Below are 23,056 nucleotides of genomic sequence, written 5' to 3' on the forward strand. Positions count from 1 at the left end.
CTTGCCACAGCGCCCGCTGAGCCGAGCGGAATGCCGACTCGGCACGGCGGGCGCTGGAGGTCAGGAGACAGAGTTGACGGCGTCGACGATGACCTTCGCCACGGCGTCGGGCTGCGAAACCGTGAGCGCGTGCGAGGCGCCCAGGATTTCGACGGTGGCGCGGGCTCCGGCGCGCTGGGCCATGAACCGGTGTGCGGCGACCGGGATGTTGTAGTCGGCGTCGGGGAAGACGAACCACGACGGCAGGCTCTTCCAATTGGGCTCGCCGGACTCGCCGTTCAGTGCCCGGTCGTTGAGCGGGCGCTGGGTGCGGGAATCGAGTGCGGCTTGTCCGGCAGACACGTCGGCGGCGAACTGACGCTGGTACTTGTCGGGCCGGATGTAGAGGTCGGTGCTGCCGTCGGGCAGCGTGACCTTGTTCAGCGTCTCACCGAGGGTGCTACCCGGGAATTTGCCGGAGAGTTCGCCGATGGTCTCGCCTTTCTCCGGGGCGAAGGCGGCGACGTACACCAGCCCCTTGACCTTCGGATCGTGGATCTGCGAGATGACCTGGCCGCCGTACGAGTGCCCGACCAGGATGACGGAGCCGTCGATGGCGGACACCACGCCGCGGACTGCGTCAGCGTCGCCTTGGACGCTGCGCAGCGGGTTGCCCACCGCGATCGTGGTCAGCCCCTGCTGGTCGAGCCGGTCGATCACACCGTTCCAGCTGGCGGACTCGGCGAACGCGCCATGAACAAGAACAATGGTCGGCTTCGCCGGGCCGGGGCCCGGATCGGCGGTGGCGCAGCCAGTGCTGGCGATGGTCGCGGTGAGCCCGAATGCGAGGGCGGCGAGCTTGACGAGATTGGTGAATCGCATGACGTTTCCTTCGGTGATCGAGAGTTGTCTCGGGGAGGTATGGCGGCGGTATCCAGCGGTGAACTCAGCGCCCGAGAAAGGCCAGCAGGTCGGCTTCGAACGCGGCACGGAACTCGCCGTACAGCCCATGCGGCGCACCGGGATAGACGCGAAGGGTCGAATTGTTGATCAGCTCGGCCGACTTGATCGCCGAGTCGTGCAGCGGAACGATCTGGTCGTCGTCGCCGTGGGCGACGAGCACCGGCACGTCGATGCGCCGCAGGTCCTCGGTGAAGTCGGTCTCCGAGAACTGGGTGATGCATTCGTAGGCGGCCCGGATCCCGGCCTGCATGCTCAGTCGCCAGAACGCGCGGCGGGCGCCCTCCGACGTGGTCGCGCCCGGCCGGTTGAAGCCGTAGAAGGTCTCGCTCAGGTCCCAATAGAATTGGGAGCGGTCTTTCTCGACGCCCGAACGGATCGCATCGAACACGTCGATCGAGGTGCCCTCCGGGTTGGTGGCGGACTTGACCATGATCGGGGGAACCGCTCCGAGCAGGACCGCCTTCGCGACGCGGGAGCTGCCGTGCCTGCTCAGGTAGCGGGCCACCTCGCCGCCGCCGGTGGAATGTCCGACGAGAACGGCATCGCGCAGGTCCAGCCCTTCGATCAGTTCGGCGAGATCGTCGGCGTAGCGGTTCATGGTGTTGCCGTCCCAGGTCTGGCTGGACCGGCCGTGGCCGCGACGATCGTGCGCAATGGCGCGGAAGCCGTTTTCGGCGACCAGGCGAGCCTGGTCGTCCCAGGCGTCGGCGTTCAGCGGCCAGCCATGGCTGAAGACGACGGGCTGTCCGGTGCCCCAGTCCTTGAAGAAGATCTCGGCGCCGTCTGAGGTGGTAAATGTCGATGTCATGCCGATAAAATTACGAATCCGGGTACCGCTGCCGAATCAGTCGAACGACTGCACCGGCGACTGCATCGATGACTCGGTCACCCCGACCCGATGACTCAGTCAGCGGGTTGTCCACGTTGTGGAACCGCAGACCATCTGCGACGCTGCACGGGTGGGCAGTGAGATTTCGGGACCGGTATTCTTCTCCGGCGATGTCCTGGCAACCACGCCCACAGGTGCGCAAGGGCTGGTCGGCCGCGAGCAGTACCTGACACTGCTGGCCGATCTGCTCGACCGGGCCGGTGCGGGCAACGGGTCCGCGCTGGTGCTGCGTGGAGAAGCGGGAATCGGAAAGTCGACGCTACTGGCCGCGGCACGGGACTCGGCGGTCGAACGGGGAATGACCGTCCTGTCGGCAGTCGGCGTCGAGAACGAGGCGAGCCTGCCCTTCGCCGCGCTCCATCAGCTGCTGCATCCACTCTTGCCGGAGACCGCGAAACTGCCACTGGCGCAACAGCGCACACTGCGCGCGGCGTTCGGGCAGGAGGACGGCTCGCCGGATCTGTACACAGTGGCATTGGCTGCGTTGCAACTGGTCGGCGAGGCCGCAGCGCAGCGGCCCATCGTCCTGATCGTCGACGACCTGCACTGGCTCGACCCCGTCAGTGCCGACGCGCTGAGTTTCCTAGCCCGCAGGATCGGTACGGACGCGGTCTTCGCCCTGGCCGCCACCCGTGCCAGGCACGGCGATCCAGCGGATCGGGCGGGGCTACCCGAACTCGTCGTCGAACCGCTCGACGAGCACGCCGCCGCAGCGTTGCTCGAGGCGCGGGCGCCGACGCTGACAACCACGGTGCGTCAGCGTCTGCTTGCACAGGCCTCCGGGAACCCGTTGGCGCTGACCGAACTTCCGCGAGCACTACGGCAGACCGCCACCGAGGGGGTGGTCGAGGAGTTCCCACTCACCACCCGCCTCGAAGCCGCCTTCGCTGCCAGATCCGCCGAACTCAGCGATCCAGCTCGCACGCTGCTCGTGGTCCTCGCCGCGGACGTCACCTGCGACTCCGGACGCCTGTTGCGCGCGGCCACCGAGCTCGCAGGAACTCCGGTCACCACCACACACCTGCAGGAGGCGCTCGATATCGGTCTGGTCGAATTGTCCGGCGCTGGAATGCGATTCCGGCACCCCATGATGCGTACGGCCATCTACGCCCGCGCGCCGCTCGCCCAGCGACTCGGCGCCCACACCTGCCTGGCCGCCGTACTCGCCGACTTCCCCGACAAGCAACTCTGGCATCGAGCCGCAGCGACTCTCGGAGCAGACGACGCGCTTGCCGAGCAGCTCGAGCAGTATGCCGAACGTTCCCGGGCCCGCGGCGCGCTCATGACCGCTGCCACCGCGCTGCACCGAGCGGCCGAACTCGCCGAGCGGCCCGACCGGACCAGCACACTGCTGCTCTACGCCGCGGAACTGGCCAGCGAGACCGGTGCCCGACGCGAAGCCCAGGACCTCGTCGACCGCGCGAATCCGGGCACGTTGGGACCGACCGAACAAGCGCGGCTCGCCACCGTCCAGGAAGTCATCGCATTCGGCCGATACGACCCCGAAAATCGGATACTCGAACTGGTCGACATCGCCGCCGCGGTACACGGCGCTGGCAACACCGACCTCGCGGCCGAGCTGCTGTGGCGAGCCGCCTCCCGCTGCTTCTTCCAGGACGCCTCGCCCGAGGCCCGCGCGGCCATCGCCACCCAACTCGACGTCCTCGGCCTACCTGCGCACGACCCCCGTCAACTCGCCATCGACGCCTACACCCTGCCCTGGGACCGCGGCCCCGCGGTGCTCGACCAGCTCGCACGCCGCACCCCGGACCGGTCGGATGCCGATGCCATGCGCTACCTCGGCTACGCCGCACTCTTCCTCGGCGACTTCCGCCGCGGCTCCAGCTACATCGACGCCGCCGCCGGTATCGGACGCAAACAAGGCCGACTCGGACTGCTCGCGGGCATACTCGGTGCAGGCAACTGGAGCCGCATCTGGCTCGGCGAATGGGACAAGGTCCGCGCCGAAACCGAGGAGTCCCGGTCGTTTGCCGAGGAAACCGGCGAGGAGTTCTATCTCGTCGCCGGGCGCACCAATCTGGCCATGATCGCCGCGCTGCGCGGCGAATCCGAACTCGCCGAGGGTCATCTGCGCGAGATCAGCGCCAGCCCGCTGGCCACCGGCATGCGGTGCATCCAGGTCACCGCCCAGCAAACCCGTGGCATGATCCACCTTTTGGCGGGCCGCGCCGAGGATGCCTACACGGCCCTGCAGCGCGTCTTCGACCCGGCCGACCCGGTCAGCCACCCGATGCGACGCTGGTGGATCGCCCCTGAACTCGCCGACGCCGCCGTCGCCGCGGAAAAGATCGACGCGGCACGGCAATTGCTGGCCGACCTGCCGGGCTTGGCGAAGCAGCTACCCGCCCCGATGCTCAGCGTCGTCGACGAGTACAGCCGTGCGGTTCTCGCCGACGACGCCGACGGAGACGCCGCCTATACCGAAGCACTCAACAGCCACGTCGGCACCTGGCCCCTCTACCGCGCCCGGCTGCAGCTGCACCACGGCCGTCGGTTGCGCCGCCAGCGCCGAATGTCGGAGGCCCGCGAACCGCTTCGCGCGGCTCGCGACACCTTCGACGCACTCGGTGCGGACCCGTGGGCCGAAGCCGCGCGCAGCGAACTGCGCGCGGCCGGTGAAACGAGCAGTCGCCGGACCCTCAATGCCGGCGACCGGCTCACCCCACAAGAACTGCAGATCGCCACCCTCGCCGCCGCCGGACTCACCAACCGCCAGATCGCCGAGAAACTCTACCTCTCGCACCGAACCATCGGTTCCCACCTGTATCGCATCTACCCCCGCCTCGGCATCACCAGCCGGATCGAGCTCGCCGAAGCACTCGAGGGACACGGCACGTAGCGGATCACTTCGACAAGGTTGATCGCGGCCGGAGCGCTCGGCGGCGGCGCTGTCCTGGTGAGCCTGTCGTGGCTCGAACCGGTCGGCTTCGCCCTCATCGGCATCGGCGTCGTCGGGCTGATCAGGTCGCGCACCCGCGCCAGCCGCACCGGATGCGCGGGCAGCGAAACCGGCGGGGTTCGATTCTGTTGTTCGTCCTAGCCGCCGTCGCCGAGATCGGCGGGGCCTGGCTGGTATGGCAAGGGGTGCGTGAGCACCGCGGCTGGGCCTGGATCGGCGCCGGTATCATCGCCTTGGGCATCTACGGCTTCGTCGCGACTCTGCAGCCCGATGCCCACTTCGGTCGGATCCTCGCCGCCTACGGCGGCGTCTTCGTCGCCGGGGCACTGCTGTGGGGCATGGCCCTGGACGGCTTCCGGCCCGACCGCTGGGACCTCACCGGCGCCATGATCTGCCTGATCGGCGTCGCGGTCATCATGTACGCACCACGCCCCGTCTGACCTCGACCCGGCTGGCGACTGCTGCGCCACTCGTGTCGTGATCTGTCACAGTCTGCGCGAAAGCCACTGAGCTGCAAATATGAATCCGCCCGGTGAGTCCGGAGACTTATTGGTGTGACAGCTCGGCGGGTTGCCGAGCTGGTTGTTGAGCGTAGTAGGCGGTCTCCATCTCGGCGGGTGGCATGTCCCCGCAATGCTGGTAGAGCCGTCGATGGTTGAACCAGTCCACCCCTTCGGCGGTGGCCAATTCGACCTGATCGACGGTGCGCCATGGGGCGCGGGGCTTGATCAGTTCGGTCTTGAACAGGCCGTTATCGTCTCGGCGAGGGCGTTGTCATAGGTGAATTGGGATCCTCGATCATTGTGGTGGACAACATCTTTCACGTTCCAGCCCTGCCGCTCACGGGTCCAAAGGGCCTGCTCAATGGCATCGAGGACAAGCGAGGTGGTCATCGAGCTGGCGGTGCGCCATCCGATGATCCGTCGCGCGTAGGCATCGACGACGAAAGCGACATACACCCACCCCGACCACGTCCGGACGTAAGTTATGTCCGCCACCCACAAACGATTCGGCGCGGACGGCGCGAATCTGCGTTGGACCAGGTCCTTCGGCCGTTCCGTGGCGGGATCTGCGATGGTGGTGCGTTTGATTTGTCCGCGCACCGCACCACGCAGCCCGGCCTGCCGCATGAGTCGTTCGACGGTGCAGCGGGCCACTGCGATGCCTTCCCGATTCAGTTGCAGCCACACCTTTTCTCGCGCCATACACGCCGAAGTTCTCGGCATGCACACGCCGGATTTCCACGATCAGTTCCTCGTCTCGGTTCTCCCGTGTGGTCGGGGTTCGGTTGCGGTGTTCGTAATAGGTCGATGGGGCGATCTTTACGCCGAGCTCGGCGAGCACAGCGCAGATCAACTCGACACCCCATCGCAGGCCACCGTTGTCACGATGGCCCCGGTGTTCGCTGATGTATCTGACCGTCAGCGCTGTGGCCGGTCCAGTTCGGCCGCAAAGAAAATCGAAACCGATTTTAGAATTGCGTTGGCACGCTTGAGTTCTGCGTTCTCCCGCCGCAGCCGCTTCAGCTCCGCGGACTCCTCGCTGATGATGCCCGGCTGGGCACCGGTGTCGATCTGGCCCTGCCGGATCCACTTGCGGACCGTCCGGCGTCCCCACACCCAGCAGGTCGGCGACCGCCTTCATCGCGGCCCACTCCGACTCGTGCTGATCACGGATCTCCACGAACATCCGCACGGCCCGCTCACGCAGCTCGGCAGGGGTACTTCTTCCTCGACGACAAGACTCCATCCTTCACAGAAGATGAAATCCCCGGACTCACCGGGCGGATTCAGTCTCGACCCCCTATACATTCCGTCACAAGGACTCTCTCTCATCAGGAGCCCAAACTGTCAACAATCTTCGTCAGTTTTAGACCTAGCGGTTGGCGCGACTGGCCGCAAACCGCCGTTGGTGCTCGCCGGGGGTCATGCCCGTGTTGCGTTTGAAGTGGCGGTGTAGGTGGCTTTGGTCGGCGAAGCCGGTGGCGGTGGCTGTTTCGGCGGGGGTGTGGCCGGATTCGAGGAGTCGGCGGGCGGCGCGGATGCGGTGGGCGAGGTGGATGGCGTGGGGGGTGAGGCCGGTGCGTTCGCGGAATACGCGGATCAGGCGGAACTTGTCGACGCCTGTGGCCTGGGCTAGTTCGTCGAGGCCGACATTGCGGTGGGGGTTGTCGCCGAGGTAGTCACAGGCCAGCCGGAACGGGCGGTCGTTGTGAATGTCGTTGGCTGGTGGTGACAAGTGTGCTGCCGAGTAGCGACGGATGATGGTATGTAGCCATACCGTTAGCCGCTCATCGCGTTCGAGCCGGGTGGTCGATATGTCAAGTGCGGTGTGCAGGCGGACGAACTCGGCAGCGAGTTCGGGGTCGGACAGGATGGGGACGGGGAAGGCGGCGTCGGCCAGGGTGTCCTGGTCGCCTGCGAGATTCGCCAGATCGGCTATTTCGACGATCATGAGGCGTGATGACCACGGCCGTTCGGTGACCGAGGTGCCGGAATGTGCGTGCGAGGGGTCCCAGGCGACCAGTTGGCCCGGGTTGACTATCTGTCGGTCAGTTCCGCGGCGCGACCGCATCGAGTGTTCGGTGACGACGCCGAAGACGTACTCCCCGCGGGGCTCGACCGCATAGTTGGTCGTCCGGCCCGCGATGAGCAGGATGCGATCATCCCCCGGTGGGCGCCACATTCGTACCTGTTCGGCGGCCGATGTGCTCATGTCAGACATCAATAACGTTCAAGACCGGAGTATTCCGGGCGCCCTACGGTCGGTCCATGTCGATTACTCCACATATTGTCGTGGCGGGCGCCGACCGCGCCGCCGCCTTCTACAGTGATGCCTTCGGCGCCAAGGAGATCAGCCGAATTCCGACACCCGACGGGCGCCTGATGTCGGTCGTGCTCAGCATCGGGGACGGACTACTGCACCTGGCAGACGAATTTCCCGAGATGGGCGTGCTCGCGCCGTCGTCGATCGGCGGTACTGCGGTGGTACTCGCCGTCGAGGTAGCCGATGCGGAGGCCGCGTTCGCGCAGGCGATTGCGGCGGGCGCCGAAGTCCGGAGGCCGCTGCAGAAGATGTTCTGGGGCGAGCTGCACGGCCAAGTCGATGACCCGTTCGGGCACCGCTGGAATATCGGTCAGCATCTCCGGGACGTGCCCCATGACGAGGTAGTGGCCGCCGCCGCTCAGCTATTCGGCTGAAGGCTGAACCCAGCATCACACCAACCAGGCCGAACATTGCGGCTGCAGGAGCCTAGCCCAGCCGGTCCGCGGGCATGCCGGGCCCAGGTCGGGCCTGGAATTGCGTCGCGTCGTGCACCTCACCGCAGTTGGCGCAGATGGTGTGCTGGCTGATGGCGCCGCCGCAGACGGTGTGGGAGTAGAGGATCGGTGGGCCGTCCGGTGCTGCCCACCGGTCGCCCCACTGGGTAAGCGTCAGGATGACGGGTACCAGTTCGCGCCCCTTGTCGGTCAGCAGGTATTCGAACAGGTCGGGACTTTCGGAGTATTTGCGCGCCATGATCCCGGCGTCGACGAGACCGTCGAGCCGACTCTTGAGAATGTTCGTGGCGATGCCGAGGCTCGTGCGGAAATCGTTGTAGCGCGTAACGCCCCCGAACAACGCTCGTCGGAGTGCTCATTGCGGTTCGCGGCGCGCAAGGTGCGGCGGCGGCGATCGTCATGCCGATGACGCTCACGTTGATCAGCGAGGCATTCCCGGCCGAAAAGCGTGGCGCCGCCATAGGGTTGTGGGGCGGGATTACTGGGTTGGCCGTCGCGATGGGGCCGGTCGTTGGTGGTGCCATCGTCGGCGGTATCAGCTGGCATTGGATCTTCTGGCTCAATGTGCCGGTGGGTCTAACGTTGATTCCTCTGTCGATGTCTCGTTTGACCGAAAGCTTCGGTCCACGATCGCAACTCGACGTCGTCGGTCTGCTGCTCGCGGGTGCTGGATTCTTTGGCATCACCTGGGGCTTGGTACGCGCCAACAGCATTGGCTGGGGTGCCGCCGAAACCATCACTGCGCTCGTGCTCGGTGGTGTGCTCGTCGCAGCATTCCTCGCATGGGAACGGCAAACCGCTTCACCGATGCTTTCGTCACAGCTGTTCCGCTCGCGCGGATTCAACGCAGCGAACGGCATCAGCTTCTTCAAGTACGCGTCGTTGTTCGGCGTGCTGTTCCTGATGATGCAGTTCTTGCAGATCGCGCTCGTATCTTCGCCGCTCGCAGCGGGCTTGCGTACCTTGCCGTGGACCGGCGCGCCGATGTTGGTCGCTCCCATTGCCGGCGCGCTGGCCGACCGGGTCGGCAACCGACCGCTAATGATCATCGGGTTGACGTTGCAAGCCGTAGGGCTGGGTTGGATCGCCGCTATCGCCGAGCCGGGTATGAGCTACACCTGGCTCGCGGCGGCACTGGGGTCGCGGGTGTGGGAATTTCTCTGTGCTTCCCTACCGTGGCTAACGCCGTCGTCGGATCTGTCCCGCCGACCGAGGTAGGAATCGCCTCGGGCACCAACAGCGCCCTGCGCGAAATCGGTGGCGTATTCGGCATTGCGATCCTGGCGACGGTCTTTGCTCACACCGGCGTGTACGCGTCTCCCAGCACATTCATCGACCACTTCAAAAACGCCGTATGGTTGGGTGCTGCGTTCTCCGCAGTCGGCATCATCGCGGCGGTCGCGATCCCTGGGCGCACTGCCCGGCTCGGAACCGATGTCGATGCGCACGCCACGCCGGGCGCCGTTGCCAGCGAGGTGACCGCGTGACAACCCTCAACCTCGGCGACCCCGCTCCGCAAACTGGAAGGTCACACGTTCGGCTCGCGGCTTCGTAGCCCTCGAGTTCATTTACGTTGTCGGCTCCGGCGATGAATAGGGCGCGCTGGAACGATGACCAGATTTGACGGCCGGGTGGCGGTGGTGACTTGCGGCGGCGCCGGCATCGGCGGCTATCCCGCACCTCAATGACGGAGCATCGCTCTTTGAGGTGTGGGATAGCACCCGTCAACGCGGCCTGGGATGAACGTGTACACCGCATCCAAGCTGTCGTGAGGTCGCTGACCTGCATGGCGGACGCCGAACTCGCTGATCGGAGGATCTGGGTGAATACCGGCAGCCCCGTTGCGATCGAAATGACCGATACCGAACCCTTGACGAAATCCTATGTACAGGCCGCGTAGCAGCTGGGACGCCGCTGAAACGACGGTGCAGGCCCGAGGAAAGACCGTCGCCTACTTCCGCGACGGGGCGACTCGGGAAACTATCTGCTATAGAGCGGGGATTGGGTCGCGGGATGGGCACGGTGCGCACACCAAACCGGCCGTAGCCGCCCTCATCGGTCACGCCGACATGAAATCACCTACACCTCAATGCCGCCCGATCCCCGTGAGGTGGGAGAGAATTCTCGGCATGCGGCAAGCCCGCCGCATGCGGATCTTTCCATGGAGGTTTCTTCATGTTTTCCCCGCATCGCGGTCTCGCTGTTTTCGCACTTTCGTACGGCCTGACCCTGGGGGTGGCCCCCTTGGCTTCGGCTGACAGCTCCGGCCTGGTGCCCTCGTTCAAGTGCGCCAGCGCGAGCGGGGACCAGATGCCGGACGGGACCTGGCGGGTCACCGGCCGGGACTGTCAGGCGGTGGCCCCGATTCCCCTCGCCGACCTCGACGGCGGCCGGACTGTCGACCACCTGGTACTGGACAGTTCGATGGGCCGTCAGCGCTGGCTCTGTGCGACATGGACCGGGCCTGTCACGGCGCCCGAGACGCCCCTTCCGGCCTTGTCGGAAGAGTCGGGCGAGGGTTGCCGGATTGTCGGACAGGTGTGAGTGCCTCGGGAACGCATACAAGAAGGCTTATTCAGCCGCTGGGACAACGGGTTTGATGATCGGCGCGGCTACCGAAGCGGCGGCCCTGTGTTCGAAAGAATCTAGCTACCAACAGGATTCGTCGATCAGGGCCGCCGCGCATACAACCGCCTCTACGCCAGCTTCACAGAAGCTGACGAGGAGTAACTTCCTTGTAACACCGCGGCTGTCACCGCGGCCGACGAGTCTGGCAGCCGATCCGCCCTTCGTCCTCGACGGTGAGATCGTGGCCTTCGTCTCTGGGCAGCCGTCGTTCGCGGCATTTCAACCCCCATGCGTCGCCGCCTCCCGGCTGCGGTCGACGCGGTGACTGCGGCAACTCCAGCCATGCGACGGCCGCAAAGACCCGCGAACGGGGCAATGGCTGTTCCCGCCGGTCAAAGACCGCGGCAAGAGCCGCGACGACGACGCGCCCGGTCAGACCGACCTGCGGTTCGACCTGATCGATCTCGACCGGTTCAGCTACGACGCCCCAGCCGGAATCGCCACCTGGACAATGCATCTGGTCGGGATCGAATAGCAGTTGCGGCTGCTGCACAACGTCGACGGCATGCTCAGCGACGGAACCATGCCCGAATATCTGTTCCGCCGCACCGGCGGAATCATCGGCCTGGTCAAGAAACTCATCCAAGCCGGATGCCGCTACGCCATCGAAACCGGCGAAGAACAGATCACCGCCGAACTGCTCGATACCCTCGCGTTGAGCCCGGCCGACCTGCCCGACCTCGACCCAGACTCCGGTGAAATCCCGGAGATCCCCGCCACGCCCGCGAAAACCCGCAAATCGTCCAAGCCCCGCAACACCATGTTCGACGACCGCGGCATCCCGGCAACCGAAAGCGCAGGCTGAACGCCTATGCCCAGCGCCATGCCGCTCGGCCGAAGTCTTGTCCCGCTACAGGACGAATCACTGCCCGGATTCGTCCTACCGGCTCAACTTGTCACCGGCCCGCCTGGCCGAGCTGACCGGGCTGAAACCACACCAACGCGTTAGCACCTGCCCGCCCGCCAGCCTCTTGGCAGAAATCCCGGCACCGGCTCGGCAGACCTTCGCCTATACGACCAGGCTTCCATCGCCGAAGTCGACCGGCTCGGCCTGAGGTGGTTTGCAGCCACGCTATCCGCTCGCCGCCGAGGCCGCGCCCGTTCCCCGTCCTCTGAGCAACCCTGCGTTTTCGTCCCCGGCGACCCGCTATTGCCCGGACTGCCTCGCCGGCGACGGATCCCCCGTCCAGGAAGCCTTCGGCGGAGCATGGCGCAGGCTCTGGCACCTGCCAGTCGTTTTCGCATGCACCCGGCACCGGCGTCTACTCGAACACCGCTGCCCCGAATGCGATCAGCTCGTCCACGGCCATCGACCCGGCACACCAGCCCTAATGCTGCCCGCGATGCATGCACGCAAACTCCACCCCGCTCAATGCCGGGCGGCGCTCGGCCCCGGCAGAGGCCGCCTCGGGCCCGTCTGCTGCGGAGCCCGGCTCGACCGGGCGGCCGATCCCGCACTGATCACGTTGCAGGACAAGATACTCGATCTCCTGGCACTCGACGGCCCTGCTCACACACTCAGCGCCGGGCGGCCGACACAACCCGTCCGCTACTTCACCGATATTCAGGCGTTGGCACTGCTGGCCTGCACAACCTGGCCCGCGGTCCGGCACCTGTGCCCCTCGGAGGACACCGCGGCCGCCATCGACGAACACATCACCTCGATACGGCAATAAGCAGCCAACCGACACAGCACCGTCCCTTCCTCTACAACACCCACCAGGTTCGACTCGCCACCCGCCGCAGCTGCCGCCAGCGCCGGGCTCATACACATAGCCGACCAGATCCTTCTCAGCGGCGGCCCGGACACGATCCGTGAACACCTCCGGCCGCTGCTGCCGGCCAGCACCCGCCGAGCCGCCAGGACATTCTGGGGATTCCGAGTTTCCCGGCCGACCGCTGCGTGCTCTGACGGCCTGCGAGCTGCCTACATGCCTCTGTTACGCGGTTTCAGCAAGGTCGGCGGTCAGCCACAGGCCCGGCGTGACGCCGCTTTGCGTCCCTGCCGCTGGGGTCCCGAGCACATCCCGGCGTTTCTGCCTCGAGCTACGGTGTAGATATGGTCTACGACGTAAGCATTGCTGTGTGGAAGGAGTGCGGTTGTGAGTGACAAGAATGCTTCGCGGATCGTCGAGGTGCCGGGTGCCCGGTTGTATGCCGAATCGGCGGGGAGCGGTCCACCTTTGGTGCTCGTGTCTGGTGGCGGGGGTGACGCCGGGATGTATGAGAACGCGGTGCCGCTGCTGGTCGAACGGTACACCGTCATCACGTTCGATCGGCGCGGCAATTCGCGTAGCCCGTTCACCGCACCGGATGCCGCGATCGATGCGACGACCCAGGCGGGCGATGTCGTCGCTGTTCTGGACGCCTACGGGATCGACCGCGCGTATCTGTTCGGCAACAGTGGCGGTGGTGTCATCGGGTTGGAGGTGCTTGCCCACCACGGTGATCGGCTGGTGGCCGCGGTCGTGCACGAACCGCCGGTGATCCGGCTGCTGCCCGAGGGCAGTTCCGCACGGCAGGAGCTGTTGGATATCAACCGGCTCGCGGTGGAGAAGAGCCTGATGCGTGGCTACGCCGCATTCGGTGCTTTGACGGTGCCGAACCTGCCCGCAGTGCTCCGCACGACGGCGGGCCAGATCGCGTTGGCCGGCGCGAGCCGGGTGGGGCTGGCGGCGGGATCGGCGTTCCGGCGCATCAGCGGCGGTGAGCCGTCGACGATGACTCGTCAGCTGGGCAACGCGGATCTGCTGCTGACGCGGGAAATGCCCGCGTTGTGCTTCGATTACCGGCCGGAAATCGATGCGCTGCGAAAGGTCGAGGTGCCGTGGCGTCTGGCCACCGGCCGCGACAGTGCCGGCCGATCGTATTGTCTGGCCACCGAAGCTCTCGCCCATGAGCTGAACATGGTGAGCGCGCAGTTCCCCGGAGGACATGTGGCATACCTGGTGCAGCCCGAGGAGTTCGCAGCCCGGTTGTGTCAGCTGTTCGAGGAGATGACGTCGTGAGCGGGGGCAGTTCGCGCAAGCGTCCGGTCGCACCGACCCGGGTGGTGCTGAACCGTGAATACATCGCGGCGATGGCACTCGAGGTGATCGACGAGAAGGGCCTGGATGGCTTCTCGATGCGCAAACTCGGCGCCGCGCTGGGTGCGGACCCGATGGCCGCATACCGGCACTTCGCTGATCAACAAGACCTGTTCGACGGTATAGCCGTAGTGCTGTTCGAGGAGTTGGAGCTGGAAAATCTACCGTGGCAAGCGGATTGGCGGGAGATGATGCGGGCCTACGCGCACCGGCTGCGTTCGGTCCTGACCCGGCACCCGCAGGCGGTGTCCGTCTTTGTCACCCGCCCCGTACGCAGCGCCGCGGCCATCGACATCGGTAATCGGATGATCGCGCGATTGACCGCCTCGGGCTTCGCGCCCGCGCGGGCACTGCAGTTGTCGCGCTGCCTGCGCGAGTTTGCGATCGGCCACATCCTGAGCCACGCATCCGACGTGGCCGCCGCGGGACGCAGCCGGAAACCGGCGGCCGATTCGCCCGATTACAACGAACTCGCCGCCGCGGCCGACGCAGCATCCGGCGACTACTTCGACATCGGGCTCACCGCCCTGTTCGACGGATTCGACCACCACGTCGGCTAGGTTCCACAGCCCTCCGGGACACCGGAACCATTCACCGGGACCAAGTCGTCGACCACCTTGTGTCTACAGTGTAGAGTAGATCTACATTGTAGATAGGTTGGTGTCGAGGTGTGCATCAGCTGAGCCGACGGGCGGGAGTATTTGATGTACCGAAATGGAAGGCTGCCGGTGATGGCGGTTGCCGCGACCCTTGTCGCGCTTGCTCAACCGGTTGCAGGGCACGCGGAGGGGCTCGAGCGGGTCGATGCCGCCGTCCGCGTCGGACCCGGCCCTGCTGCGGCGGTCATCGGGCCCGGCGCGGTCGGTGTGGATGCCCAATTCTGGAACGCCAACACGGTGAAGCCCGAGGTTCCCGGATTGCTGCGCGCTGCGGGCGTGCAGACGCTGGACTGGGATGCCGGGATGCCGGTCGACATGTACGACTGGCAGACCAGCACGCTCCGGCCCGATCCCGGCAAGGCGCAGCACCCCTACGACTACACGCTGTTGCGGCCGAAGTTCGGCTTCGATCAGTTCGCCGGGCTCGCCCGGGCCGGGGATATCGAGCACAAGCTGGTTCATGTCAACTACGGCACAGGCACACCGGAAGAGGCCGCGGCGTGGGTGCGGTATGCGAACAACGAGAAGCGCTACGGGGTGAAGTATTGGGAGATCGGCGAAAGCATGCATTTCAACGGCTGGTCGCCCACCCAGGAAAACATCGAACCCGACGGCCATGCCTACAAATCCCCGCAGGCCTATGCGCGCAACGTGCTGGAGTTCGCCCGGGCGATGAAGGCAGCGGATCCGACAATCCGCGTCGGTGTCGGCCTCAGCAGCCGCGATTCCGATGCCGAGCTGACGGACTGGAACACAACGGTATTGGAGATCGTCGGGCGCGATATCGACTTCGTCGACCTCTTCGTTTTCGGATCCGGCTGGCCACCGATGGCCGATGCGGACCTACTGAACCGGCCCCGCGCCAACGGCGACCTCGTCGCCCGGTTCCGCGATCTGATCGACCAGCACGCCGGACCCGGGCACCGCGTCGAGATCATCATCGGTGAGGCCGCGTCCGTCGCGAACGCGACCGGTCAGCAGGTGCGCACAGTCTCGGCGCTGTTCCTTGCCGACCACTACCTGACCCTGCTCGAGGGTGGCGCCAGTCAGGTGCACTGGTACGCCCTGCTCGGCCAGATCATGGGCAACACCGCGGCCGGGTACGGCGACGGCGGCCTGCTCTCCAGCGGGCTGTGCGCCGCCGACAGCCCGATGGTCGAACCGTCGGACTACTGTCAGCCGCCCGCCACCACACCGTTTCCCGCCTACTACGGCCTGAAACTGCTCCAGCAATTGACCCCCGCCGGCGCCGAACTACTCCCAGCGACCTCGAGCGATGGGCGGATCGTCGCGCACGCCACCCGCCGCCCGGACGGGCGGACCGCGGTGCTGCTCATCAACCAGGACCCGAACGCCGACCACACCGTGCGCCTGGACGTGCCGGGTCCACACAACCGCGACACGACCGTGTTCACCTACGGCACACACAGCACAGATATCGAATACACCACCAGGACAGTCGATCTCGACCAGTCCGTCACCGTCTCGCCGTACTCGCTCACCGTTCTGGTGCTCGACTCCTGACCTGGAGGTCTTCTTATGTTCGCACCGTTGCCTCCGCGCACCCGGCTCTTGATGCTTGCCCGGCAGGCCCGCGGGACTTCACCGCCGCCATCTCGTATGACTCACATCACAGACAGAGTTGTCACGTTGGTGACCGGTCGCCCGTCCTGTAGTCGCAATCGAACTTCCCCGGTTCGAAACGCCGGGGCGGCAACGAGGAGTGGTCATGAGGGTTTTGGTAGCGGGAGCGACCGGAGTCATCGGCAGGAGCCTGGTGCCGCTGCTGGGTGCGGTGGGCCACGATGTGATCGGGCTGACCCGTTCCCCCGAGAGCGCGCCACAGCTGGACCGGGCCGGGGCCGAGGTGGTGCTAGCGGACGCGCTGAACCCCGACGCCGTGACACACGCGGTGCGGGACGCGAATCCGGATGCGGTGGTGAACATGCTGACCGCGATACCCGCGCAACTCGATCCGCGCAGGCTCGCAACACAATTCGCCCTGACCAACCAGCTACGGATCGAGGGCACGCGCAACCTGATCGCGGCGGCGCGCACGGTCGGCGCGACCCGGATCATCAGCCAGGGTCTGGCATACGGGTACCAGCCCGGTGCCGGGGCGGCCGATGAGGATGCGCCCCTGTGGAATTCGCGCACACCGAAACAGTTCGTCCCGGTGCTGGCAGCGCTGACCGAATTGGAGCGGGCCACGACCGCCGCCGACGGCGTGGTGCTGCGGTTCGGCCACCTGTACGGACCCGGTTCCAGCTACGCGGCGGACGGATCGTTCGCGGCCCAGGTCCGGGCCGGGAAGGTCCCCCTCGTCGGTGGCGGACACGCGGTGTTCTCGTTCACCCACGCCGACGATGCCGCGAGCGCCGTCGTCGCCGCCCTCGACCGGACCGAGGTCACCGGGGCGTTGAACATCGTCGACGATTCGCCCGCGCCGTTGCGAGAGTGGCTGCCGCAGTACGCCGATCTTCTGGGTGCTTCGGCACCGAAGTACGCCCCCGCCGCGCTGGCCCGGCTGGCGGTCGGTGGCTGGGGTGTGGCGTTCATGAACGAATTGCGCGGCGCCGACAACGCCCGTGCCCGGCTGCGGCTGAACTGGCGGCCCCGATTCACCTCGTGGGCTGAGGGATTCGCCAGCGACCTCGGCGCCGACCGCGCCGCGGCGGCGTAATCACATCCGCGCAGGGCCGTATCCGTGGTGATCCGATCTCGGGGTGTGGGTTGGCGTCGTCTTGGTTATTGTCCAGCACTAGAGCAGGTGCGCCGGAGCAAAGGCTCTGAAGAAAGGTTCGACCATGCCGTTAGAAGTCGGTCCGGAGATCAGTTTCGAGGAGCACCGGCCGATGCTGCTCGGGCTCGGGTATCGCCTGCTCGGCAGCATGTGGGATGCCGAGGACGTCGTTCAGGAGGCATATCTGCGCTGGCTGCGCGCCGACCGGTCCGAGATCCGCGAGCCTCGTGCGTTTCTGGTGACGGTGGTATCCCGGCTGGCGCTCGACCAACTCCGCTCGGCTCGGGTGACCCGCGAGGCCTACCCAGGCCCCTGGCTGCCGGAGCCGGTATCGGCCGATACCTTCGGGCCGGCCGATACCGCGGAACTGCGCGACAGTCTCTCCTACGCGACTTTGCATCTGATGGAACGGCTTTCGCCACCGGAACGGGCGGTCTTCGTGCTGCGGGAGGCCTTCGACCTGCCCTACGAGGACATCGCAGACATCGTCGGGTCGTCGATACCCAACTGCCGGCAACTCCACCGCCGTGCGGCGAAACGGCTTGCCGACGGCCGGGATCGGTTCCACCCGTCGGCAACCGAGCACGGTGAGTTGCTGACCCGGTTCCTGGACGCCGCTCGTAGCGGCGACCTCGCCGAACTGCGAGAGCTGCTCAGCGACAACGTCGTTGCCTACAACGACGGCGGCGGCAAGGTGCGGGCGGCACTGGAGCCGATCGTCGGAATCGGTGCCGTCCTGGCCTTCGTGGAGTGGCTGCAGGCCAACGCGCCGATCGACGAAGCCCACATCATCGAGGTCAACGGCGAGCCGGCCGCGTGGACTCGCCGCGGCGACCACGAGCAGCTGCTCACCCTCGAGATCTGGGACGGCCGGATTCAGGCCCTGTACGGAATCCTCAACCCCGACAAGCTTTCCCACGCGCGGGAGCTACCCCGCAATTGAAAGAAACTGGACGCGAGTCGCTTACGGCCCGTGTCGCCCTATGAGAGAGGAAACACGATGGGGACCGAGAAGATCGAGTTCACCAGCGACGGGCACCGGCTGGTCGGTGACCTGCACCTGCCGGACACGGGAGCCGTGCGAGGTGCGGTGGTACTGACCGGACCGTTCTCCGGTGTGCGCGAACAGGTCACGGGCTTCTACGCGCAACGGTTCGCCGAGCGCGGCTATGCGGCGCTGTCTTTCGACCACCGCAACTGGGGTGACAGCGAAGGCGCTCCCCGCCAGCACGAGGATGCCACGGCCAAACTGTCCGATCTGCGGCACGCGGTGAGCTATCTCGCCCAGCGTCCGGAGGTCGACGCCGACAAGATCACCGTCTGCGGGGTGTGCCTGGGCGGTATCTACGCCGCCCAGCTGGCCGCATTCGACCCGCGGGTCAAGGCGGTGGCCCTCATCGCGGCGGCCTACAACAACCCGGCACTGATCCGGAATCGCTTCGGCGCGGACAACTTCGGGGCATTGATGGGCCAGTTCGCCCAGATCGCACAGCAACAGTTCGATACCGGTGAGATCGAATACTGGCCGGCGGTCAACCCGCAGGGCATGCCGGCCGGCAACCCCGGTCCCGAACCGTTCGAGTACTACGGGACCGATCGGGGCGGGCGGCCCGGCTGGGAAAACCGTTGCACCGCATTGTCGGTACTGCAGGAGTTCACCCTCGACATCGACGCCTATCTGCCCTTGGTTACCGCGCCGCTGCTGATCGTGCACGGTCGCGGCGATCAGCCCATCCCGCTCGCGGACGCCGAAGCGGCCTTCGCCGCCGCACCCGAACCGAAACAACTGCTGGTGCTCGACACCACCAATCACATCGACCTCTACGACGACGACACCTACGTCCTGCCGGCCATCGACCGGGCGGTCGCCTTCTTCGACGAGAGCCTGTGATGCGGTACCGACTGCTCGGCCGGACCGGGTTGCGAGTATCCGAGGCCTTCCTCGGAGCGATGACCTTCGGCGAGAACTGGGGATGGGGCGCTTCCCCCGAAGAATGCCGGAAGATGTTCACCGCGTATGCGGAGGCGGGCGGCAACGTCGTCGACACCGCGGTCAACTACACCGACGGCGCCAGCGAAGGCATCGTCGGCGAACTGCTCGGCGCCGACCGGGACCGATTCGTGGTCTCCACCAAATACACCCTGACCACCGACGGCACGGACCCCAACGCCAGCGGCAACCACCGCAAGAACATGGTCCGTTCGGTCGAGGCCAGCCTGCGTCGACTCGGCACCGATTACATCGATCTGCTGTGGGTGCACATCTGGGACCCCAACACACCGATCGAGGAAACCATGCGGGCCCTCGACGATCTCGTACACGCCGGCAAGGTGCTCTACCTCGGCATCTCCGACGCACCCGCCTGGCTGGTCGCGCGAGCCAACACAATCTCCGAATTCCGCGGCTGGACCTCGTTCGCGGGCCTGCAGTTGCCCTACAGCCTCGTCAAACGCGATATCGAACGAGAACTGCTGCCGATGGCACGGGCACTGGAGTTGTCGGTGGCGGCCTGGTCTCCGCTGGGCGGCGGCATCCTCTCGGGCAAGTTCACCCGCCCCGGTCACCAGGGGCCCACCCGAGTCGACCCCGCCACCGCCTCGGAACGAGACCTTTCGATCGCCCGCACCGTCGATACGGTGGCCGACGAGCTCGGCGTCACCTCCTCGCAGGTCGCCATCGCATGGACGCGGGCACACCGGCCGTGGATTCATCCGATCCTCGGCGCCCGCACGCTCGCACAGCTGACCGACAACCTCGGCGCGATCGACCTGGAGCTGCCCCCCGACGCACTGCGTCGGCTGGACGAGGCCAGCGCGATCGACCTCGGCTTCCCGCTCCAGTTCATCCAGCAGGCCACCGAAGAAGCGGAATTCGTGTTCGGATCCAGCGGCAAACGGGTCGACGGCCGCCCCGGGTAGCTGTAGCAACACATGCTGTACAGCCGAGCATGAGGCGATCATGCGGCGTATCAATACGATCGAGTGTCAGTCAATTGATCTACATCGGAATGGGGTCGGCGCGCTCGAGGCGCTACGGGGGATCGCGGTCGGAACTGCCATGGTCGCAACACTGACCGCGTGCGGCGGCAGCTCGGCGGGTTCCGCAGGCACTCAGGCGAAGGCGCCTATTTCGTTCACGCCCGACCAGATACGTACGGCTCTGGTGAGCAAGGCGGGTGCCCCCAAGGGATGGCAGGGCTCCGGGCCCAGGGTCGACCTCGACAATGGCATGAGGACCTGTGCGGAGGATACGGAGTCGAGCTGCGGCGGATTCGTGGCCGTGGGTTGGTCGGACGTCAAGCCGGACAAGGACCCGGCGTACAAAGCCTGGTCGCCGGAGGTCAAGTTCCGGATCTACTCCTTCCGCTCCCCGGACGACGCGAAGGCGGCCATGAAGGGCTTGGCGGCCGAGGAACGGCGGTCGGCCGGCGCCAACGGCGTCGAGACGAAGCCGCTGCAGACCTCAGTGGGCGCGGACGAGACCGACGCTTTCACCGGCCAGAGGACCAGGATCATGATGCGCGTCGGAGGGCTCCTCGTCCTCGTCGCAAGCCAGGATCTCCGTGAAGAACAGCCCTACGGCGATCTCGCCAAACTTCAGATCGACCGGATCAAGAAGACCTCCGAGGGCAAGAACCCCGATGCCTGAGGCGGAATTCGTATTCGGATCGAGCGGCAAACTACTGGTCTACAGCCGACTCGGGCGGCTGTAGCAACACATGTTGTACAGCCGGGTAGCCGAGCAGGAGGCGATCACCGGGTTGCTCACCGCCGCCGCGCGTGGGCATCCCGGGTCGCTGATGCTGCGGGGCGAGGCCGGGATCGTGGCGACCAATCTGTCCTGTGACGATTTCGGATGTTGTCGACGCTCCGCCGGCGGTAGGAGACCTGCCCGGCAGTGTTTGCCGAGGCCCGGAGATAGACCTGGGGACGTAATGAGGTTGCACGGATTTGGCATCGGCAGGCCCGCCTGGTCGCCCGCGATCCGTAGACTTCGGCCGCGGTATCACTCACGCGGATGGGCGCTCGACCACCGGCGGTCTGCGCGCTCGGATCGGCAGTGGCGTCAGATCAGTCACCCGACAGGACACGGCAGTCAGTGTCCGTACCGGGCGCTGAGGGTCGGTTGGCTCACACTTTGCGTTTTCTGCCGCATATCCATGGGATGGTTATCCGGTGAGATCAGGCTTATCGACGTGATCCGCTTGGCTCATCTACAGAAAAGAATGAATTAAGCAATGACTCAAGGCAGTGTGAAGTGGTTCAACGCCGAAAAGGGCTTCGGTTTTATCGCGCAGGACGGTGGCGGCCCTGACGTCTTCGTGCACTACTCCGCCGTATCCGGCTCGGGATTCAAGTCCCTCGAAGAAGGACAGCGCGTGGAGTTCGAGGTCGGACAAGGACAGAAGGGCCCGCAGGCCCAGGACGTCCGCGCTATCTGATCGACGCAGCTCGATACAGCCCCGCACCCTCAGGGTGCGGGGCTGTTGCGTGTTCCGGGGCCATGAACCGGGCCGCCGCCGCTGACCGTCCATCGGAGAAATGGCTTGATTCGAGCCGTACCGAATCGGCTCGAGCGCAACGGTTCCTCGGGGGCGCCATTTGATCTGAATGGTATTGAGGCTATGTTGCGGTGGATCCCCACGAGACGCAGTGGCTGGAGCTGCTGGCCGTGGCTGCCGAGGAGCCGATCCGCAACCGGGTGAAGCTCGCGCTGGCCTACGATGCGGCGTTGCGGCGAGAAAAGCTGTGTTGGTGCCACGATGCCCGGCCAGAGCGGCGCGTTCCCAGTCGATCGCGTCGAGTCGCTGCCAGTCGTTCTCGAGCCAGTCCCAGAGCAGCTGCTCGACCTCGCTCACATCATTCAGTGTGGTCGCCGCCTCCTGTTCAACGCATGACTCGATCCCCAACGCCGCTAAAAACCTTGTGCCAGAACCAGTTCGACTCGCTGAAATCAAGCTCGGGTAGCCTGGCCAGACCAGATCAAACTACCCCTCCAAATGGGACAAGCCCGTCGCCGTCGACGCGTGTGAAGGTGATACCGATGCTGGACTACGGCCTCGACATGTCCGGTGTAGAGCGCGACCTTGCTCTACCCGACCTGGTTGCTGAAGGAGATGAGCTCGACGCCCTGGTAGCAGCGCAGACCGACTGGTCGAAGCCCACGCCGGCAGCGGGGTGGACGATCGCCCACCAGATCGCTCATCTCGCTTCGGCTGATGCGAACGTTCTCATCGCTGTACGGACCCCGCAGGCGTTCGACGCTGTGCTGAAGCAGGCCGAAGCCGCGGGCAGTCAATACGCTGATCTCGACGCCGCCGAGGGCGCAGCCAAACCACGATCAGTACTGCTGGAACAATGGCGTACTGGTCGAACCGAGGTAGCGGCGGCGCTACGTGATGTTCCACTGGGCCATGGGTTTCCGTGGTACGGCTCGCAGCTGACCGCAGCGCTTATGGTGCCGCTTCGGCTAATGGAAACGTGGGCTCACGGGCAGGATATTTTCGATGCACTGGATGTCTCACGCCGTCCGACGAATCGGCTCCGGCATGTGGCCTCGTTGGGAGTGCTAGGACGAGAGCTGTCGTTCTATGCTGCCCAATTACCTACTCCGGCAGAGCCGTTCCGTATCGAGCTGACTAGCCCCGACGGCCAAGCCTGGGTATGGGGCCCAGAAGATGCCCTGCAACGAGTTCAGGGCAGTGCCCTCGACTTCTGCCTTCGAGTCACCCAACGGAGGTCCCGAGCCGAGACCGACCTCATGGCGGTCGGCGAGGACGCGCAGAAGTGGCTTGATATTGCTCGAGTATTCCTGTGACCGGGCCGTGCGGACCGGCGAGCGGGTGGCGAAAGATCAACATGCCGTGGCCATCCGCAACCAGCCGAACGCACGCTACATACCGATTTT

24 protein-coding genes and 2 pseudogenes are annotated in these 23,056 nt (G+C 65.9%); 20 read left to right on the forward strand and 6 right to left on the reverse strand.

What is annotated here, in order from left to right; translation table 11 throughout:
- Window positions 1-60: 60 nt before the first annotated feature.
- Together ACHQ4I_RS07845 and ACHQ4I_RS07850 are read right to left on the reverse strand one after the other, a co-directional pair.
- Entirely contained in the window at window positions 61-861 is an 801-nt protein-coding gene (locus ACHQ4I_RS07845; RefSeq protein WP_420771022.1) for an alpha/beta fold hydrolase, read from the reverse strand.
- 64 nt (window positions 862-925) lie between these two features.
- A complete protein-coding gene (locus tag ACHQ4I_RS07850) occupies window positions 926-1,750 on the reverse strand; it encodes an alpha/beta fold hydrolase (protein ID WP_420771023.1) in 825 nt (274 codons plus the stop codon).
- Between the two features lie 151 nt (window positions 1,751-1,901).
- On the opposite strand from ACHQ4I_RS07850, the gene ACHQ4I_RS07855 reads away from it, so the two are divergent.
- From ACHQ4I_RS07855 to ACHQ4I_RS07865, 3 genes are read left to right on the forward strand one after another with little or no spacing between them, the layout of a single operon-like run.
- Window positions 1,902-4,691, forward strand: a complete 2,790-nt coding sequence (locus tag ACHQ4I_RS07855) for an ATP-binding protein (protein WP_420771024.1) — start codon at window positions 1,902-1,904, stop codon at window positions 4,689-4,691.
- A gap of 18 nt (window positions 4,692-4,709) precedes the next feature.
- On the forward strand, window positions 4,710-4,892 hold the full coding sequence (locus tag ACHQ4I_RS07860) for a hypothetical protein (RefSeq protein WP_420771127.1): 183 nt from the start codon (window positions 4,710-4,712) through the stop codon (window positions 4,890-4,892).
- The gene (locus ACHQ4I_RS07865; protein WP_420771025.1) at window positions 4,844-5,191 is read left to right on the forward strand and encodes a YnfA family protein; all 348 of its coding nucleotides are present in this window, start codon (window positions 4,844-4,846) and stop codon (window positions 5,189-5,191) included. The genes ACHQ4I_RS07860 and ACHQ4I_RS07865 overlap by 49 nt, the downstream gene beginning before the upstream one ends.
- A gap of 106 nt (window positions 5,192-5,297) precedes the next feature.
- On the opposite strand, the pseudogene ACHQ4I_RS07870 reads toward ACHQ4I_RS07865, so the two are convergent.
- Together ACHQ4I_RS07870 and ACHQ4I_RS07875 are read right to left on the reverse strand one after the other, a co-directional pair.
- Window positions 5,298-6,500 (reverse strand): annotated as a pseudogene (locus ACHQ4I_RS07870) (IS3 family transposase).
- Window positions 6,501-6,626: 126 nt separating this feature from the next.
- Entirely contained in the window at window positions 6,627-7,466 is an 840-nt protein-coding gene (locus ACHQ4I_RS07875; protein WP_420771026.1) for a helix-turn-helix domain-containing protein, read from the reverse strand.
- Between the two features lie 56 nt (window positions 7,467-7,522).
- Here ACHQ4I_RS07875 and ACHQ4I_RS07880 point away from each other — a divergent pair, with 56 nt between their 5' ends.
- Window positions 7,523-7,951, forward strand: a complete 429-nt coding sequence (locus ACHQ4I_RS07880; protein ID WP_420771027.1) for a VOC family protein — start codon at window positions 7,523-7,525, stop codon at window positions 7,949-7,951.
- Between the two features lie 52 nt (window positions 7,952-8,003).
- On the opposite strand, the gene ACHQ4I_RS07885 is transcribed toward ACHQ4I_RS07880, so the two are convergent.
- The gene (locus ACHQ4I_RS07885; protein WP_420771028.1) at window positions 8,004-8,372 is read right to left on the reverse strand and encodes a winged helix-turn-helix transcriptional regulator; all 369 of its coding nucleotides are present in this window, start codon (window positions 8,370-8,372) and stop codon (window positions 8,004-8,006) included.
- Window positions 8,373-8,383: 11 nt separating this feature from the next.
- Between ACHQ4I_RS07885 and ACHQ4I_RS07890 the strand changes: the two genes are divergently transcribed.
- From ACHQ4I_RS07890 to ACHQ4I_RS07900, 3 genes are all read left to right on the forward strand, one after another.
- Entirely contained in the window at window positions 8,384-9,250 is an 867-nt protein-coding gene (locus ACHQ4I_RS07890; RefSeq protein WP_420771029.1) for an MFS transporter, read from the forward strand.
- Window positions 9,208-9,519 (forward strand): MFS transporter, encoded by a 312-nt coding sequence (locus ACHQ4I_RS07895; protein WP_420771030.1) that lies wholly within the window; start codon window positions 9,208-9,210, stop codon window positions 9,517-9,519. Before ACHQ4I_RS07890 ends, ACHQ4I_RS07895 begins: the two co-directional genes overlap by 43 nt.
- A gap of 688 nt (window positions 9,520-10,207) precedes the next feature.
- A complete protein-coding gene (locus ACHQ4I_RS07900; protein WP_420771031.1) occupies window positions 10,208-10,576 on the forward strand; it encodes a hypothetical protein in 369 nt (122 codons plus the stop codon).
- 208 nt (window positions 10,577-10,784) lie between these two features.
- Here ACHQ4I_RS07900 and ACHQ4I_RS07905 read toward each other — a convergent pair whose 3' ends face one another.
- Window positions 10,785-11,153, reverse strand: a complete 369-nt coding sequence (locus ACHQ4I_RS07905) for a hypothetical protein (RefSeq protein WP_420771032.1) — start codon at window positions 11,151-11,153, stop codon at window positions 10,785-10,787.
- A 12-nt stretch (window positions 11,154-11,165) separates the two neighbouring features.
- Between ACHQ4I_RS07905 and ACHQ4I_RS07910 the strand changes: the two genes are divergently transcribed.
- The 13 genes and pseudogenes from ACHQ4I_RS07910 (at window position 11,166) to ACHQ4I_RS07970 (ending at window position 22,966) form a co-directional block, all read left to right on the forward strand.
- Window positions 11,166-11,465, forward strand: a complete 300-nt coding sequence (locus ACHQ4I_RS07910) for a hypothetical protein (protein ID WP_420771033.1) — start codon at window positions 11,166-11,168, stop codon at window positions 11,463-11,465.
- A gap of 256 nt (window positions 11,466-11,721) precedes the next feature.
- Window positions 11,722-11,916: pseudogene (locus ACHQ4I_RS07915) on the forward strand (TniQ family protein); the annotation flags it as partial.
- Between the two features lie 87 nt (window positions 11,917-12,003).
- The gene (locus ACHQ4I_RS07920; protein WP_420771128.1) at window positions 12,004-12,336 is read left to right on the forward strand and encodes a hypothetical protein; all 333 of its coding nucleotides are present in this window, start codon (window positions 12,004-12,006) and stop codon (window positions 12,334-12,336) included.
- Between the two features lie 426 nt (window positions 12,337-12,762).
- On the forward strand, window positions 12,763-13,668 hold the full coding sequence (locus ACHQ4I_RS07925) for an alpha/beta fold hydrolase (protein ID WP_420771034.1): 906 nt from the start codon (window positions 12,763-12,765) through the stop codon (window positions 13,666-13,668).
- Window positions 13,665-14,306, forward strand: a complete 642-nt coding sequence (locus ACHQ4I_RS07930) for a TetR/AcrR family transcriptional regulator C-terminal domain-containing protein (RefSeq protein ID WP_420771035.1) — start codon at window positions 13,665-13,667, stop codon at window positions 14,304-14,306. The genes ACHQ4I_RS07925 and ACHQ4I_RS07930 overlap by 4 nt, the downstream gene beginning before the upstream one ends.
- Window positions 14,307-14,477: 171 nt before the next feature.
- Window positions 14,478-15,929 (forward strand): hypothetical protein, encoded by a 1,452-nt coding sequence (locus tag ACHQ4I_RS07935; protein WP_420771036.1) that lies wholly within the window; start codon window positions 14,478-14,480, stop codon window positions 15,927-15,929.
- A 205-nt stretch (window positions 15,930-16,134) separates the two neighbouring features.
- On the forward strand, window positions 16,135-17,088 hold the full coding sequence (locus ACHQ4I_RS07940) for an NAD-dependent epimerase/dehydratase family protein (protein WP_420771037.1): 954 nt from the start codon (window positions 16,135-16,137) through the stop codon (window positions 17,086-17,088).
- A 124-nt stretch (window positions 17,089-17,212) separates the two neighbouring features.
- Window positions 17,213-18,091: an RNA polymerase sigma factor SigJ gene (gene sigJ, locus ACHQ4I_RS07945; protein ID WP_420771038.1), complete on the forward strand. Its 879-nt coding sequence runs from the start codon at window positions 17,213-17,215 to the stop codon at window positions 18,089-18,091.
- Window positions 18,092-18,148: 57 nt separating this feature from the next.
- Window positions 18,149-19,039, forward strand: a complete 891-nt coding sequence (locus ACHQ4I_RS07950) for an alpha/beta hydrolase (RefSeq protein WP_420771039.1) — start codon at window positions 18,149-18,151, stop codon at window positions 19,037-19,039.
- On the forward strand, window positions 19,039-20,067 hold the full coding sequence (locus ACHQ4I_RS07955) for an aldo/keto reductase (RefSeq protein WP_420771040.1): 1,029 nt from the start codon (window positions 19,039-19,041) through the stop codon (window positions 20,065-20,067). Before ACHQ4I_RS07950 ends, ACHQ4I_RS07955 begins: the two co-directional genes overlap by 1 nt.
- 40 nt (window positions 20,068-20,107) lie before the next feature.
- Window positions 20,108-20,797: a hypothetical protein gene (locus tag ACHQ4I_RS07960; RefSeq protein WP_420771041.1), complete on the forward strand. Its 690-nt coding sequence runs from the start codon at window positions 20,108-20,110 to the stop codon at window positions 20,795-20,797.
- A 589-nt stretch (window positions 20,798-21,386) separates the two neighbouring features.
- On the forward strand, window positions 21,387-21,590 hold the full coding sequence (locus ACHQ4I_RS07965; RefSeq protein ID WP_327099590.1) for a cold-shock protein: 204 nt from the start codon (window positions 21,387-21,389) through the stop codon (window positions 21,588-21,590).
- A 602-nt stretch (window positions 21,591-22,192) separates the two neighbouring features.
- Window positions 22,193-22,966 (forward strand): TIGR03084 family metal-binding protein, encoded by a 774-nt coding sequence (locus tag ACHQ4I_RS07970; RefSeq protein ID WP_420771042.1) that lies wholly within the window; start codon window positions 22,193-22,195, stop codon window positions 22,964-22,966.
- Window positions 22,967-23,056 lie beyond the last annotated feature (90 nt).

Source organism: Nocardia nepalensis, assembly GCF_048910785.1.
GTDB lineage: Bacteria > Actinomycetota > Actinomycetes > Mycobacteriales > Mycobacteriaceae > Nocardia > Nocardia nepalensis.